The sequence below is a fragment of the Bradyrhizobium sp. SZCCHNR3119 genome (assembly GCF_032487775.1).
Taxonomy (GTDB): Bacteria; Pseudomonadota; Alphaproteobacteria; order Rhizobiales; family Xanthobacteraceae; genus Bradyrhizobium.
Genome location: NZ_JAUEUV010000001.1, coordinates 1,046,657 through 1,061,951, shown reverse-complemented (window position 1 = coordinate 1,061,951; position 15,295 = coordinate 1,046,657). Strand labels below are relative to the sequence as shown.

The window sequence follows — 15,295 nt, the reverse complement described above, 5'->3', positions numbered from 1 at the left end:
GGCGAACTCCGTTGCTGTGCTCCCTTGCGGGTCCATCTGACGGAGCACAAGCGCCACAGGAGAAGTGCTGTTTGCTGTGAAGAATTCCACATCGCACACATGTCAGCGAGCCCGCAAACGGGACGTGGGCAAGACCCTGATCTGGATCAACCGAGCGATTTGAAAGCTGCGGCAGGATGCTGGCCGGTTCTCGCTGGAGGCTGCAGATGATGGACTATTGGATGTACGGCTTCGGCCCGGCCCATTGGTTTTGGTTCATCGTAATGATCGCGGTGGTCATTTATCCGGTGGGCCGCATTCTCAGCCGTCTCGGGCTTTCGCCGATTTGGTCGATCCTGACGCTCATTCCGCTGGTCAATCTGATCGCACTTTGGGTTCTGGCCTTCACAGATTGGCCGGACCGGGAGTAGATCAACCGCGGGTTCGCCCGCGCCAATCGCAATGAACTGCGGGAGCAGTCAGCTCATGCTCGCGTCGGTCCTATTGTGGTCGCAAAGATAAATAAGTGCGATCTCTGCGTGTGTGTCTTCGTCTGAGCTCGATCGCGCCCTGGAAAGCCGTTACAGTGCCCGCTCGATTTGTGCGGGTGTCGGCGCCTGATGCAGTTTCAGGTTCGCGGGCCTAGACCGCGCGGGTTCACTCGCCTGAGGAATTTGGCATAGCTGTCGCGCGACCAGATGCCGCTCACGTAACCGAACTGCAGGCAGACGAGCGGCGCCACCAGTTGCTTGGCGAGTCCGGCCAGGTCGGCGCCGACCACCCAGCCCGTCAGCACGAGGAAGCCTGCACCCAAGGTGAAGAGCGGAACGAGCGCCAAAATATCAAAATATAGGCCGATATAAATCCCAGCAACACAGGCGTACACAGAAAGTGCAGTCATTTCTATGGGTTCCGTAGTGGGCTGACTGCCATCGGATATTTTGCATCTGTCGTTTCTTTATTTTATATTTTCGAGTATTAATAAGAAATTAAACTGTGTTTTAATGCGTCGCTTATTGGGGTGTGGTTGGCGTCGCTACGTCAGCCTTTCGGCCCCAGAGTGTTTGTTCATGCCGACTGGTTCTGAGATACATCAGGCGATGGAGCAGCCCGCGGTCCCGACCAGGGATTCCGTCGTCCTCTCCGGCAATCTGATTCCCTATGTGCTTTCGACCGCGGATGCCCTGATCATCCTGTTTTCCTGTGTCGGTGCCGGACTGGGTTACGAGTATCTGGCTGGCTATCGGGCCTCCGACCTCCTTCCCTATTGCGCGCTCGGTCTCCTGGCCGCCTTCATCCATATCTCGAGGATGAGCGGTAGCGGCTATTATGAGCTGTTCGACAGCGCAAAGCCGACCGTGGAGATCACCGAGGTCGTTGTGGTCTGGTCGATGACCGGTTTGCTGCTCGCGTTTTTTGCGTTCCTGTTCAAAGTCAGCGTCTTCTTTTCCCGGGGAGCTTTCATCGGCTTTTACGTCGTCACGCCGGTCGGATTGCTCGGCGTGCGCAAGCTGACGAAATATTGGCTTTCCAATGCGCTCGTGCATGACGTCATCGGACGCCGCGACGTCGTGATACTAGGCGATCGAACGGAATTGGATGCTCTCGACCAGCGGGACATGCTCGGATTCGTTGGCGCGCCCAGTGCTGTGCAGTTTGCCTTGAGCGATGAATGTGATCCCAACGCGCGCGAGGCGGCGGACCGGCGAACGCTCGCCTCGCTCTCGAACTTCGTGCGCCAAAATGACTGCAGGGAACTGCTGGTGATCTTGCCCTGGCACGACTCGGCGCGGTTCGACCTTGTCCGCGACTACCTCAAAACGGTTCCCATCGCTGCGCGCCTGCTGCCTGACATGCGGGTCAGAACGCTGACGAGTTATGTGTGGTCCGCCCGGCAGCGGGTGTTGACGGTCGATATTCAGCGGGCGCCGCTTACGGCCATGGAACGACTGGTCAAGCGTGGTATGGACATCGTGCTGTCCAGCCTGGCGCTGCTTTTTCTTTCGCCAGTCCTGCTGTTGACCGCCGTTGCCATCAAGATCGACAGCCCGGGGCCGGTGATCTTCAAGCAATCCCGTAAGGGGTTTAATGGGAAGGAATTTGTCATGTTCAAATTCCGGACCATGACGGTTCAGGAGAACGGACCGGATATCGTTCAGGCTGTGCGCAATGATCCGAGGGTCACCCGGGTGGGGAAGCCGCTGAGGGCTGCGAGCATCGATGAACTGCCGCAGTTTCTCAATGTCCTGCGGGGTGAGATGTCACTGATCGGGCCACGTCCACATGCCCTCGCGCATGACAGCTATTTCGAGAAGGCTCTGCGGGAATACGCCTTTCGGCATCATGTCAAACCAGGCATGACCGGCTGGGCGCAATGCAATGGTGCGAGAGGGGCGACCCCTTCCCTGGAATACGTCAAGGAACGTGTGAAGCTCGATCTTTGGTACATCAACAACTGGAGTCTTTGGCTCGACGTCCAAATACTCATCAAGACGTTTTTCGAGGTCCTGCGGAAGCGTAACGCATACTAGAGCACGATGCCGACAGGTCGGTCGTCGCGGAACTTGAAGATGTCCCTCCACGCACGCCATTTGCGCATGTAGAGTTAAGAGAGCGGTGATGCGTGATGAGCGGCGCCTCTCGTCGTGCAACTGTTGGAGCCGAGCCGTGGGATCTGAAGTCCCTCGTCGCGGGAGATCAATTGCCGATCGAGGTTGGATCAGTTCGCTGCGCCACCCATCAATAGTGGGTCATTCGAAGATTGCAGATAGTGCATTAGAGTATGTCATGAAGGACAAGCGTTACACGAGCAGCGAACCGCCGGATCTCCCGTTGCACGACGATGAGGCCCTGAGAGCGAGCTATGCCGAGGTCAAGAAGCTTCGGGACAAGGTCGAGGAGAGAGAACGGCAAGCGCGCCGCCGCCGCTCGCTCAATCGTCGGAGAATTCCGAAAGACCAATAGAACATCCCAGTACGGGGATGGAGTTAAGTGTGTGCGCGGCGGTCAGAGATGTCGGGGCGCCGTCCTCGGCTAACGACCCCTGCAGGCCTGCCGGCAGGTCTGAGCTTGGCCGTCACACGAACTGACGCAGGGGGCTCCCAAGGTCGTTGGGCAGATACGTTTGCAGGACGCATCCACTGCGGCGCAATTGGCGAGGCAGGCTTCGGTCGACGATTGCGCGACGCGAAATTTTGTCGCAAGGCCTTCAGCCCAAACCGTATGGGGCACGAGAATGCAGAATAACGCCACGCTTGCCAAACGTTTCACGTCCAGCCTCCATTGCCGACCAGGATCATCGCGCACGATGGCCCTTCTTCTGGCCAGAACTCTTGGAATCTTCGGCTTTTTTGATCACAAAATCCTCGATATGCCGCCCCGTCTTGAGCGCTGCGACCAGCCAGCGTGGCTGCTTGCCGCGGCCGGACCACGTTTCCGACGGCTGACTCGGATTCTGATATTTGGGATAAACTCTTGGGTATTTTCTTCGTCCGCGAGTTGCGGGTTGCGCCGCAGAAAGATCAGGGCCACCCATGCCCTTTTCCCGATTGAGCCGCGCGAGCCGATTTTCCAGTTCGCGTTTTTCAGAGGCCAGCCGCACCGAAAGGACCCGCCCAACTTCCTCGTAGAGCTGCCACATCTCGTCTACGGTCATGGAATTGAAATTGAATGCTTTCATGGGGTCTGACTTCGGCATCTTGGCGCCTAGCGTCTCCTCGTGGCAGTTAAAGTCGCGCGAAGGATAAGAGCGTCACATTTTCCCGGATTCGCAACTCATCAAAACGAAAAAATGACCGCAGATCAACTTGCAGTTGACAGGACGTCACAGTATTTGTGACCAGCGGCGGGAAATTGCAAGCCAACTGGCGGCCTTATCGCAAAGTTGTGCAAGAATTGCCTGCCGAACCAATTTTCGTTTCGCAATGCACGATAAATAGCAATGACACTGATCCGCGGTCTGGCTCGGAAGGGTGTCATTCGGCGCTGAGCGAATGTTGCTCGGCGGCATTAATGCGAACGGCCAGGAAGCCATACTCAAGTATCGATAAGAATCGGCCATTGCACCATTGGCAATATCCGGAGGAGACCTCTCGGAAAAAGCAATTGTCGACAGCTTAAATGTTTCATTTCATTAAATTGATGGCTTCTATCGAGCTCTGCTGCGCAGAAATATCGTCCCCGTAACTCTACTGCCCGAGTTCTCGCCGTACTTTAATCGGGGGACAGCTGCTGCCTGGAAGCCGATGTCAAACCCAGCCCTCCGCGGATGCTTGCGGAACTCTGCGCGATGTGCGGTGAAATCGCCCTGATTGGGGGACATCGCCATCGCCGTCAGGCGGGCGCGGGGGGCAGGTCAGCAGGAGGATAGTTGCCGCCGTACCAGCTCGGTCAAATTCGGAGTAGGGCGGCTGCGCGCGGCGGCGAGCGGGTGTTCGCATGCGAGCCGCCAATTCCGGAGCCGACGCATGTTTGGGCATCTGCAATCCGGGTTCTGTGCTCCGATGCCCTGCTCCGATGCCCTGCTACGATGCCATCGACAGGTAGTAATCCGCTGCGGCCTGCCACGCGTCTGTCGCGCTCCAGCCGTAACGTCCGCCATCGACCAGGTCAGTATTGACCCGAACCATGGGCTCAGCAAAGTCCGTCTGAGCGAGCAGCGAAATGGCGCACGGCCGGCCGAGGCGTGGTCTCATTTCGTCAGCGAAGCGTCGTGCGAAGGCGCCTTGACTCTCGACATAAAAGCTCGGGTTGAACCTTGCGATGCGGCTGGTTTGCGCCGGCACACGTTCGGCCCAATCCCGATAGGCTTGTGCGAGCAGATCGACATGGATGTTGTCGCGGACGTAGAGCGGCGTGCGGACCGAGGGGACCTCACCCTTGAGCCAGCACCGGATGAGATAGCTGCAGAAGCGAGGCTCCTCGAACGGCCCGAACGGATTGGCGATGACGAATTTGCCGAGGTTGAACCCCATGGTGGCGCTGAGAAAGCGGAAGGACTGCCAGGTGAATCCTTTCGACAGGCCGTAGGGCGAGAAGGCTGCAAGCGGCGCGGTACCCGCGCCCTCATCGTTCTCGAATACCGAGCCCGTGAGGACCACCCCGGACAGGCCGCGGCTCAACAGCTGTTTCAGCACGGTCCCAAGGTTGTGGGTGTTTTCGGCGAGCGCCGCTGTGGCATCGAAACTCGGGCTGCGATAATCCTGCGTTTGTGCGGCATGATGACAGAGAAGGTCCCAGGTCCCGTCCGCAATCAGGTCGAGGAAGCGTGCCGACCCAAAGGGGGCGTTCTCGACAACGGCCGCAATTTTTTTTAGCTCAGCGATGCGCATCGCTCGGATGCCATCGTAATCGCCGCTTCTGAGCGGTGCGACGACCGTGTGCCCTTTTGCCGCCAGTTCACGTGCGAACCACAGCCCCGTGAAGGACGAGGCGCCCGTCAACAGGATCCTCACGCCAATCCTCGCATCAGCTCTGATTCGTGAAACGCCGGGTCGAAATCGGGCCAATTGCGATCCTTGGGAGACATTTCCACCGGAAGCATCGGCCATTGCACACCAAAGTGCGGATCATCGAAGCGTACACCACGTTCATGGTCCGGCGCGTAGGTGGCGCTCACGAGATACAAGGCCTCGGTGTCGTCGGCCAGCGTCAGGAAGCCGTGGGCGAAACCGCGCGGCACCAGCAGCATGCGCCGGTTCTCGGCCGTCAATTCGGTGCCGTACCAGCGCCCATGGGTCGGGGAGTCCGGGCGCAGATCGATGATCGCATCGAACAGCGCGCCTTTGATGCACCGCACCACCTTGATTTCTGCGGCCGGCGGCAGCTGATAATGCATGCCGCGCAGCGTGCCGGCCTTGGCTGTGAGCGAATTGTTGATCTGGACCACCGCCATCGGCAGTCCGGCCTCGGCAAATTCCTGCTGGCAAAAGAAGCGCGCAAAGAAGCCGCGGTCGTCCCCGCGCTTCTCGAGTTCGATGGTAAAGGCGCCATGCAGCGGTGTCGGGACGAACTTCATCGGCGGTTGTTCTCTGCCTCTTGCCATCTGAGGTCGGCGGACAACCGCCGCTCGGCGATATGGGTTTTCAGCGAATGCAGCCGGATCAAGGACGAGGTCCTGAACTCTCTATCCGCAAAACCGATCGAGCGCAGGCCATCGTGCAGGTTTCTGACGGAATCGGTGAGGGATACGACGGGCGTATGCGACGGCGCGAGCTGCGCAAACAGTGAGAAGTCTACCTTGTAGGAACGCTTGTCAGGCGGGGCTTGCCGGTTGATGCTGACGCGCACGTCCGGGATTTCCGCAGCGACGACCTCCGCCAGATCGCGCACCTGGTAATTGGCGCTGTTGCTGCCGGCATTGACGACCAGAAAGCGACCGCCTTGGTCTGGGTCGCGTCCGATCGCCCATTCGATCGCGCGGGCCATATCGCTCACATCGATCAGCGGGCGCCACGGCGTGCCATCCGAGAGGACGGTGATCTCTCCGGTCGCCATCGCAGCGGCAACGAAGTCGTTGAGCACAAGATCGAGGCGCAGCCGCTCCGACATGCCGCACGCCGTGGCGAAGCGCAGGCAAGTCGTGGTCATCATCCCTTCATTACTGGCCCGCAGTGTATCCTCCATGGCCACCTTGGAGCGGGCATAGGCCGTCAGCGGGTTGAGCTCGTCACTTTCGCGTCGTGGGCGCCCCTCGGCCGCGCCATAGATGCTGCAACTCGACGCGAACACGAACCGGGCCACCCCTCGGTGCTCTGCCAGCCGCGCCAGGCGGATGCTCGCGCGCTCGTTGATCTGCTCCGTGACGTGCTCGAATTCTTTGCCCATCGGATCGTTCGAGATCGCTGCGAGGTGGACCACGGTATCGACGCCGTCGAGCAGTTCCGCAGGGAAGTCGCGTATGTCGCCGATATGGATCCGGTCGAACAGCGTCTCCGGAAGCCTCTGCGCTGCGGTGAGATTGTGGGCAAAAAAGCCGCTGTCGAACCCGATCAATTCCGCCGTGGGAAATCGTCGGCGCAGATGTCGTGCCAGAACGGGCCCGACATAGCCCATCGCCCCGGTAATCAATATCCGCATGGGCCTACCACTTCTTCCAAGGCGCGACCTTACGCGACCAGAGATCCTCAAGGTAGCGCTTGTCGCGCAGCGTATCCATCGGATGCCAAAAACCGTCATGGAAGTACGCGCTGAGCTGGCCGTCCTGGGCCAGAGCGGTCATGGGCTCCTTTTCCCAGACCGTCGCATCGTCGGCGATATAGTCGCCGACCTTGGGCGAAAGCACGAAGAAGCCGCCATTGATCCAGCCGCCGTCACCACGGGGCTTTTCCTGGAAACCGGTCACGCGCGTGCCGTCGTGATTGATGGCGCCGAAGCGGCCCGGCGGCTTGGTTGCGGTCACCGTTGCAAGTCGTCCTTCCCGGCGGTGAAACGCGATGCTTTCCCGGATGTCGATATCGGCTACGCCGTCGCCATAGGTCAGACAAAACGCATCGTCATCGCGGACGTACGGCAGGATCCGCTTGATCCGTCCTCCGATCATGGTGTCCTCGCCGGTGTCGATCAGCGTGACACGCCAGGGCTCCGCGTGCTTCTCGAGCACTTCCATGCGATTCTCGCGCAGGTCGAAGGTGACGTTGGACTGATGCAGGAAATAATTGGAGAAGTACTCCTTTATGACGTAACCCTTGTAGCCCAGGCAGACGATGAAGTCGTGGATGCCGTGATGGCTGTAGATTTTCATGATGTGCCAGAGGATCGGCCAGCCGCCGATCTCGATCATCGGCTTGGGCCGAACATCCGTCTCTTCGGCAAATCGGGTTCCAAGGCCGCCGGCCAGAATCACTGCACGCATTTAATTCGACACTGTTGAATATGGATTTGAAAAACCGCGACCGGCGCGACACATTGTCCAGCGCGTAGCGCGGGAATGTGCCGTATAATCTCGTTTAAATCGTCGAGAGATTAAATTCAATCGGCGCAGCGGTCGAAATGGAAAAATCCCGCAAAACCAGAGGGTAACGGACTTTTTGGCACGCGAGGGCTGGCTCTGTCGGTCCGGCGGCTGGAGGTGTTTTTCCCCATGTGCCTTCGGCTCACGGGAAAATCGGGATTGCACCGCTGGCCGACAACACGTCAAAAGGGATCGGGCGCGGGAATAAACTGTACTCGGTTGGACGGGCACGGCTCGCCATCTGGAGCGCGGCCGGAACCAGGCGAGGCGCGACGGTCGTGTCGCAGGAGCGATCTTGGAATGGGAGTCTGGCAGCGCGTCGAACATTTCTCCAAGGCCGCGATCTTCGTTGCGCGCGAGCGCCTGCTGGGCTGCGAGGTCATCCGGACACCCGCCCTGGATCAGGAGGGGTTAGCCGTTTTCACCACCGCGTTGGAAACGACCTCGGTCTATCTCGAGTATGGCAGCGGAGGGTCGACGCTGACCGCATCGCGTATGGTCCGCAAGCTCGTAAGCGTCGAGAGCGATCCCGTCTTCGGCCGGGCCGTGTTGGACGCAATCCCCGCCGACGCCACGGCTGAGGTTGCCGTGCTGAGGCCGGATATCGGCGTCACTCACGCGTGGGGATTTCCCGTCTTCGGCAGGCCGACGCCGTCGCGAACCGAGAAATGGAAGGCGTATCCCAAGGCACCATGGCCTGTTCTGCGAGACGCCGTTCCTGACACCATCCTGATCGACGGGCGCTTCCGCGTTGCCTGCGCGCTGGAAAGCCTGCGCCATGTCGGGCGGGATACCAGGATACTGGTCGACGATTATCTCGGGCGGAATTATCAGACCATCGAGAGTTTCGCCGAACTGGTTGCCATGCATGGCAGGATGGCGGAGTTCAGGAAATCGTCTCGGTTCGATGCGGCAGCGTGCAGGAGTTGCTTGGAGACGGCCTATGCTGACGCGTGGTGAGATTACGTTAGGCGCTTCCTGCGGGAGAGGGCGGGCAGTCAGGCAAGGCCGGATTGCGCACCGTGTTGAGTGCAAAGCCCTTTGCGAAGACGCTGTGACGTAGCGAGTCGCCGAGCAGGTGGGGGGCCGTGCTATCCTCCTTGCCGGTGAGACGCACGCGCAGGCGCCACAGCGCGAGGCCTGTGAGCATGCCGGCGTCCGTCAGCGCTGCGCGCAGCGGCCCGAAATTCTTCAGGAAGTAGCGCCGCCGCGCTTCGAATACGTAGGCGGGGAGGCGCTTCGGCCTTGCGGTGACGCCGGTCGACTGTCCGACGAGGTGGACAACTCGGCTCCCCGGCACATACCATGTGGTCCAGCCCCGCCGCAGCGCCCGGAAGCAATAGTCGCAATCGTCGAAATAGGTGTAGAGGCCTTCGTCGAGCAGGCCGATCTCATCGAGCACCGCGCGGCGGATGATCATGCTGGCGCCGGGCACCCAGTCGGTCTGAAACGTGCGGTCGACGGCGGGCGGCGCCACCATCCAGCGATTGAGCAGCCGACTGATGATGCCCAGCCGCAGATGCGCCTCGAATTCACCGAGTGGCGACTGGAAGCGGAAGGCGGAGCGCTGTGGTGTGCCGTCGGGGTCTTCGAGCCGGCTGCCGGCAATGCCAACCTGTGGATGTGCATCCATGAAGTCGACCAGCGCCTTGAAGGCGTCCGGCCGCACCACGGTGTCGGCGTTGAGCAGCAACACGTAGTCCGGCGCGTCGGTCGCGGCGAGTGCCGGCCGGATGACGGCGTTGTTGCCGCCGGTAAAGCCGAGATTGACGGGGAGGGTGGTCAGCGTGCACCACCCGTCCCAGCCATGCTCGTCGATGGCACGCTGGAGCCGCGCCGCGGCATCGCCGCCGGTCCCATTCTCACAGATGGCGACCTGCGTGTCCGGGACGCTTGCGATCTCCGGCGCCACGGACCGCAGGCAATCGATGGCGAGGTCGGTGACGCGATAATTGACGATGACAACGAGCAGCTTCAAGGTGGTTCAATCCGGTGGGGCCGCGCGGCGTGGTGGGCGAGATAGCGTGTATTTTATGGCGGGATGGAGCGGTGATCCAGTGCCACGATTCCGTAATTCCGATAGGGGCATTTCGGCCGCGGCGATTGGAGTGTCCTGAGTCCTAGCTGTCCGTTTTCGTTCGAAGGTTGTCGATCTAGGACGGTAATGCATGCTCATAAATCTCGGGTGTTACGGTGGCGCGGGCCTCAAAGCAGCAGCCGGCTCCTCGGCCGCCCTGCTATGCAGCCGCTTGAGCCGCAAAAACGGGCTTTCGAGATATTTGAAACTCAGCTGCGCCGTGCCGAAAATGATGGCAAGGTAGAGCAGGCTCCACGGCCATCCTCCGATCGGGACCATGTTGAGCAGATACAACATCGGCAAATGATACACGTACAATCCGTACGAGATCCGACCGCTTGCAACGGCTGGCTTGGATTCAAGGATAAGGTTTACCGGACCTCCCCTGATCGCAGCGATGATCAAGGCCGCGGAAGCGAAGTTCAGCAGCGTGTATCCCCAGACGAAGCCATTCGCTTGCATGAGGTACATGGGATAGCCAAAGCTCCATTTAACGGCGTTGTGGCAACACAAATGTTGATAGACCAGGGCCATTGCGCCTGCCAGAGTGGTTAGTCCGATTGTTCCCGCGGCCAAGCTTACGGCGTTTCTCCACTCGTAAGGCTTCCATAGGAAGATCGCCGCCCCGGTCGCAAACGCGTCGAACTGAGAGATCGGAAGGCAGTAAATGCTGCGCCCGATCCATTCCTGGTCCATTTCGGCGAAGAGATGAAAAAGACCTAGCCTGACGCCTGGAGTGAGAAGAATGAAAGCGAGCACAACGCGCTTGAATGTGTGAAGGGGCAGCGCCCAGACGATGAGTGGCCAGATCAGGTAAAATTGCTCCTCAACCGCCAATGACCACAAGTGCACGAATGCCGGGTCGATATCGATCTCTCTCAGCCGGCCGAAATTGGTCGTATATGTCAGAAGGAAAGGCCAGTCCTGTTTGAATGAGCCTGGCTCGGTCGTGAGCATGAAAATGACGGCGACCGCTGCGATAAAGAAAAAATATAGCGGAAAGATTCGTAGGGATCGACGCCAGACGAAGCCGGTCAGGTATTCGCGCAAGGATCCATTCTTCTGCTCGATCAGACCGCGCGTGATCAGGTAGCCAGACAGCACGAAGAACAACTGTACGCCGGCCCAGCCGACGAGCAGAATGCCGGAGTGAAAAAGAAGGACCAACAGGATCGCGATGCCGCGGATTCCGTCAAGAGATTTAATGTAGCTCATTTGACGGTCGGGCCGGAGCAATCTCTGCAGTTTTCTTTCACCGGGTCGTTCGCAGCAGGAAAAAGGTAAGGGCTCAATTCGTGAGATGCGAGCGCGTTCGATCAAACGATGTGGGAAGTTACGCGGAGCAAACGGAGATCATGCCACCTTGTCGGCGTCCCATTTTGTCGGGGCGCCGGCCAGGGAGGACTTTGGGGATAATGTCAGCGACATGTTATCCTTGCGGGGTATTAGAAGTCTACTGTTGTATCATTTAATTTGCGCTGGACCTCTACCCACGCATGTGAGGCTGGCGGTCATCTCTCGGGATCCTCGCCATTAATTAGGTTTTCGTCCCAACGGTATTCGCCGTAACAAGCCGGCCGAATCTGTTGAGAGATTCGAGGAAGGCAACATGCAAATCTCCAGGCGCGACATCTTGTCAGGCGTGGCCGCCGTTCCGGCGATGGCAATCGGCACGTCCCTCGTCGGAGCCGGCGTCGCTTACGGAGCCGCCGGTGCCAAGGCTGCGAACAGGCTCTTGATCGGGACCACGATCGAGCCTGGCATGTTCAAGAATCTGGTTCGTTCGCTCGATAGTTTGCAGTCGAACGCTGGTTACGCCTATCCGTCGATTCTTGATGCGAATGGATATCCAGCCGCGGCGCCTCAGTACAACATTTCCGGAAGGATCGGCCTGCCTTCCAAAATCAAGCCTTCGGACAAGATGGTGCTAAAATTCAAGGGCACCGGGACCATCCAATTGATGCGTGGCGTGCCCGGGTTTCGTGTCCTGCTCGGCTCTGGCTACGTCAGCGGTGGGACCGATTTCAACATGACTGTCGCGGGCACCAATGCGCGGGTTGTGTTCACTTTCAGTGCGTCGGTGCCGGAGTCCGTCATCTTTGTTTTTCCAGCCGGTGCGAAGTTCGCTGGAATGAACAATGCGGTGCTGTGCCGGCTGGTCGATGAGGATGCCATCGACGACGCAAAGACGCCCGAGGAGATGTTCGACGACGATTATGTCAATGTGTATCGCTCGCTCAATCTCGGTGTAGTTCGTCCGATGGGATGGGCTGGCCCGAACTTTTCATCTGCGTCGCAATCCCGTTACGTGCCCCCCTGGCGAACCGGGTTCGGCATAAGCACGCAGCGATGGGCTCCTGGTGCCTGGGCGGGATCCGCCAGCGGCACGAACGCCTATATCTGCGCGGCTCAGCGCGATGCCGGGAAGAGCTATGTCGACGGCGAGATGATCCAGCTGCAATTTGTCGATGCCAACACAACGAGCCAGGTGACGATCGATTCCGGCGGACGCGGCGCTGTGCCTCTCCTCTACGGCTCCGGCGGGCAGACAGGTCAGCCGCTCGCGGTCGGGGTGATCAAGGCGAATAGCCTTGCCACCCTGACTTACGATGGGCTTCTGAATGCATTCATGTGGCAGTCGGGCGGCCAAACACCCTGCATTCCCTTCGAGCTTCAGGTCGCCTTCGCCAACCGCATCAACGCGCACTACTGGTGCACATTTCCCGCCTATTTCGACGATGCGTCGATCACCGCCGTGACGGCTCTGGTGAGAGATCTGCTGTCGCCGTCGCTCGACGCCTATTTCGAGTACGGCAACGAGGTCTGGAATTTCAGCTTCCCGGTCACGCACTGGGCGGCGGCGAGAGGGGCCGCGCTCGGTTTTCCGGCCGACAATAATCGCCGCATGCATGGTTGGTACGCAGCCCGCTATTGCCAGGTCATGGAGCTCGTCAAGAAGGCGTGGTCGCCGCGTTCGGCCAGCCAGCTTCGGCGCGTCATGGCGTTTCAGGCGTTTGGCGCAGCGGGGGCGACATTGAGCTATCGTTTCCAAGGTGCCGATTTGTCCGGGTCGCTCTACCCAAATTACGCAAGGTACGGATTTGCCGATCACAATGTCGCTCCGCACCGGCCGATCGACCTGTGCGACGTGCTGTCCTACGCGACCTATTACTCCGGAGCGCAATGCACGAACTTCGATGGCAATTACATCAGCCGGGGACCGGCCAATATTGCGGGTCTGTTGGCCGCGGCTGACGATTACGCCAGTGCCGTTCCCGCCAAGATGGCCGCGGCGCTCGATTTCCTCGACAAGGATATCCGGGCGGGAACATTGGCCAACGGCAAGCCTGGTGGAGAAACGTTGCGTGCGCTCAAGTCGGGAGCGAACGGCACCGGCATCTATCCTGTCTGGGACCGGATCGCGCAGCAATTCGGCAAATCGGTCGAGTGCTATGAAGGCGGCTTCGAGAGCTGGTATCCTTCGACGCAGACCTGTACCGCGCTGGGCATCTCGACTGATTATGGTGGACCGAAGGGCAGGGTTGCCGCGCTGCTCCAGGCTTACAAGATGTCGGACAGCTTCGCCGCGCTCGTGCGTGAGCAATGGCAGGACTTCATGAGCATGCCGGCCTCGCGCACGGCCGCCTGGCTGCTTATTCCAGGAGTCAATCAATGGGCCTTGAGCGCCGGCGATACCTATGCCCCCAAATTCAAGTCCTGGGATGCTGCCCTCGCATTTAATCATGGTGGCTGACGTGAGATTTACCGGCTTCCGCTCTGCAGCCATGCCTGTTATTCAATCCTGAATTTAATTCAGGGTATGCCGTGGCGGGGCCGTCCGGCGCGCCTGGCACGGGCGATCAATCGGGCAATGTCGAATGGGGACGGGCGGGATCATTGCCTTTGGACTGTGGGCCGTCGTCGCGCTCGTGCTTTACAGCCAGCTGCCGGTCGGCCGTGCCACGATATGGACGTTTCTCGGCGCGCAGATGCTGTTGCCGGCAGCGGGATCATTCAAGGTCCCGGTGTTGTCGCCGATCGACAAAGCCCTGGTTCCGACCCTATGTGCCGCGATTGGAATATTCTTTATTGCGTCCCGGTCGCGAAGCCCGCGATTCAGGCTCGGCTGGCCGCTCGTTCTTCTGACCTTGGCGGTCGGCGTGCCTATACTCTCCAGCCTTGCCAATGAGGATACGATCCTCATCGGTGACCGGGTCCTTCCCGGTGTCGGCTTCTATGACGGCTTTTCGTCGGCGGAGCTGGCGCTCTTCACCGTGCTTCCGTTCGTATTCGGCCGCCGCGCGCTTCGAACCGAGCAGGACAGCGAAGATCTGCTGCGGGCGTTGATGCTCGCGGGCATTATCTACTCGCTGCCGATGCTGTTCGAGGTTCGCTTCAGTCCGCAGCTGCACTATTGGGTTTACGGATACTATTCCAGCGATTTCATCCAGGCGATCCGTGGCGGCGGATATCGGCCCATGGTCTTCATGGGCCATGGCCTCATCGCCAGCTTCTTCATGATGGCGACACTGGTTGCTGCGGTCGCGCTGTGGCGTGCGCGAGCGCCGAGCAGGCTTCCTGTGAAGGCGGGGCCGGTCGCCGGCTATCTCGGTCTTGTACTGTTGTTGTGCAAGAGCCTGGGAGCCGCCTTCTACGCCCTGATTGCCGTCCCGCTGGTCCGCTTCGCGACTCCGCGCACGATGCTGCGCGTCGCCGTGTTGTTGTCCGTCATTTCCGTTGGATATCCGCTCTTGCGCACCGAGGGACTGGTGCCGACCGGTTCGATCCTGTCGGTCGTGCGCCTGTGGAGCGAGGAGAGGGCGGACTCCTTGGAGTTCCGTTTCATCAATGAGGATCAGCTGCTGGAACGCGCCAATCAACGCATCCTGACAGGATGGGGGCGATTTGGCCGAAACCGCGTCTACGCGGAATGGGGTAGCGACGTCTCGGTGACGGATGGACGCTGGATCATCGTGCTCGGACAATATGGCGTGTTCGGATTCCTTGCCGAGTTCGGCTTGTTGACTTACGGTGTCTTCAGGGCGCTTGGCGCGCTGAAATATGTCCGCTCCGAACGTGAAGCGGTGTATCTGGGCGCGATAGCCTTGATCCTCGCGCTCAATGTGCTCGATCTGCTTCCCAACTCCGCTCTCTTGCCGTTGACCTTCCTGATGGCAGGCTCTCTCGTGGGAAGGAGCGAAAATCTCGTCGCGCGTAGCCGAAAACGCACGAGGCTGATTGAGCGTCCGCAGGACCAACTCAACGCACCCGCGTATAGCTGACGTGCC

General features: G+C 59.7%; 13 protein-coding genes. 5 read left to right on the top strand and 8 right to left on the bottom strand.

The window, feature by feature from the left end; all coding sequences use genetic code 11:
- The first annotated feature begins 206 nt into the window (after positions 1 to 206).
- Positions 207 to 410, top strand: coding sequence for a hypothetical protein (locus QX034_RS05115; protein WP_315704769.1), 204 nt, complete (start codon positions 207 to 209; stop codon positions 408 to 410).
- A 197-nt stretch (positions 411 to 607) separates the two neighbouring features.
- On the opposite strand, the gene QX034_RS05110 is transcribed toward QX034_RS05115, so the two are convergent.
- Positions 608 to 880: a hypothetical protein gene (locus QX034_RS05110; RefSeq protein ID WP_315704768.1), complete on the bottom strand. Its 273-nt coding sequence runs from the start codon at positions 878 to 880 to the stop codon at positions 608 to 610.
- Positions 881 to 1,049: 169 nt separating this feature from the next.
- On the opposite strand from QX034_RS05110, the gene QX034_RS05105 reads away from it, so the two are divergent.
- On the top strand, positions 1,050 to 2,510 hold the full coding sequence (locus tag QX034_RS05105) for an undecaprenyl-phosphate glucose phosphotransferase (protein ID WP_315704767.1): 1,461 nt from the start codon (positions 1,050 to 1,052) through the stop codon (positions 2,508 to 2,510).
- A gap of 764 nt (positions 2,511 to 3,274) precedes the next feature.
- Here QX034_RS05105 and QX034_RS05100 read toward each other — a convergent pair.
- The 5 genes from QX034_RS05100 to rfbF form a co-directional block, all read right to left on the bottom strand.
- Positions 3,275 to 3,658 (bottom strand): H-NS histone family protein, encoded by a 384-nt coding sequence (locus tag QX034_RS05100; protein ID WP_315704766.1) that lies wholly within the window; start codon positions 3,656 to 3,658, stop codon positions 3,275 to 3,277.
- 844 nt (positions 3,659 to 4,502) lie between these two features.
- Complete coding sequence (locus tag QX034_RS05095; protein ID WP_316193569.1) at positions 4,503 to 5,432, bottom strand: NAD(P)-dependent oxidoreductase; 930 nt, start codon at positions 5,430 to 5,432, stop codon at positions 4,503 to 4,505.
- The gene (rfbC, locus tag QX034_RS05090; RefSeq protein ID WP_316195042.1) at positions 5,429 to 5,995 is read right to left on the bottom strand and encodes a dTDP-4-dehydrorhamnose 3,5-epimerase; all 567 of its coding nucleotides are present in this window, start codon (positions 5,993 to 5,995) and stop codon (positions 5,429 to 5,431) included. The genes QX034_RS05095 and rfbC overlap by 4 nt, the downstream gene beginning before the upstream one ends.
- Positions 5,992 to 7,056 carry an SDR family oxidoreductase gene (locus tag QX034_RS05085; RefSeq protein ID WP_316195040.1) on the bottom strand — a complete coding sequence of 355 codons (1,065 nt, stop codon included), beginning with the start codon at positions 7,054 to 7,056 and terminating at the stop codon, positions 5,992 to 5,994. The genes rfbC and QX034_RS05085 overlap by 4 nt, the downstream gene beginning before the upstream one ends.
- Positions 7,057 to 7,060: 4 nt before the next feature.
- On the bottom strand, positions 7,061 to 7,831 hold the full coding sequence (gene rfbF / locus QX034_RS05080) for a glucose-1-phosphate cytidylyltransferase (RefSeq protein ID WP_315704762.1): 771 nt from the start codon (positions 7,829 to 7,831) through the stop codon (positions 7,061 to 7,063).
- A gap of 399 nt (positions 7,832 to 8,230) precedes the next feature.
- Between rfbF and QX034_RS05075 the strand changes: the two genes are divergently transcribed.
- Positions 8,231 to 8,890, top strand: a complete 660-nt coding sequence (locus QX034_RS05075; RefSeq protein WP_316195039.1) for a hypothetical protein — start codon at positions 8,231 to 8,233, stop codon at positions 8,888 to 8,890.
- 7 nt (positions 8,891 to 8,897) lie between these two features.
- Here the strand turns inward: QX034_RS05075 and QX034_RS05070 are convergent, their stop codons facing one another.
- Together QX034_RS05070 and QX034_RS05065 are read right to left on the bottom strand one after the other, a co-directional pair.
- Positions 8,898 to 9,908, bottom strand: coding sequence for a glycosyltransferase family 2 protein (locus QX034_RS05070; protein WP_315704760.1), 1,011 nt, complete (start codon positions 9,906 to 9,908; stop codon positions 8,898 to 8,900).
- A gap of 210 nt (positions 9,909 to 10,118) precedes the next feature.
- Positions 10,119 to 11,222, bottom strand: a complete 1,104-nt coding sequence (locus QX034_RS05065) for an acyltransferase (protein WP_315704759.1) — start codon at positions 11,220 to 11,222, stop codon at positions 10,119 to 10,121.
- A gap of 547 nt (positions 11,223 to 11,769) precedes the next feature.
- Between QX034_RS05065 and QX034_RS05060 the strand changes: the two genes are divergently transcribed.
- Together QX034_RS05060 and QX034_RS05055 are read left to right on the top strand one after the other, a co-directional pair.
- Positions 11,770 to 13,761 carry a hypothetical protein gene (locus tag QX034_RS05060; protein ID WP_315727666.1) on the top strand — a complete coding sequence of 664 codons (1,992 nt, stop codon included), beginning with the start codon at positions 11,770 to 11,772 and terminating at the stop codon, positions 13,759 to 13,761.
- Positions 13,762 to 13,885: 124 nt separating this feature from the next.
- Positions 13,886 to 15,289 carry a hypothetical protein gene (locus tag QX034_RS05055; protein WP_315704757.1) on the top strand — a complete coding sequence of 468 codons (1,404 nt, stop codon included), beginning with the start codon at positions 13,886 to 13,888 and terminating at the stop codon, positions 15,287 to 15,289.
- Positions 15,290 to 15,295 lie beyond the last annotated feature (6 nt).